The 293-nt window shown below is 70.3% G+C and carries 1 protein-coding gene; it reads left to right on the forward strand.

The genetic code is table 11. The annotated features are described in order from the left end of the window. Positions 1-293: acyl-CoA dehydrogenase family protein (locus F0L46_RS25420; protein ID WP_188312154.1), on the forward strand; the 293-nt coding region annotated here is incomplete at both ends.

The following is a 293-nucleotide window of genomic DNA, read 5'->3' on the forward strand; positions in this document are numbered from 1 at the left end:
CGCCCGCGAGCGGGGCTTCTGGAACTTCTGGCTCACGGGCTCGGACCGCGGCCACGGTCTCACCACGGTGGAATACGCCTATCTCGCCGAGGAGATGGGCTGGTCCAGGCTCGCGGCGCAGGCCTTCAACTGCTCGGCGCCCGACACGGGCAACATGGAGGTGCTGGAGCGCTTCGGCTCCCCTACGCACAAGGTGCGCTGGCTCGAGCGCCTGCTCGCGGGCCGGATCCGCTCGGCCTACCTCATGACCGAGCCCGACGTCGCCTCGTCCGACGCCACCAACGTGGCCCTTC

Source organism: Salinarimonas soli, assembly GCF_008386575.1.
In the GTDB taxonomy this organism is placed as follows: Bacteria; Pseudomonadota; Alphaproteobacteria; order Rhizobiales; family Beijerinckiaceae; genus Salinarimonas_A; species Salinarimonas_A soli.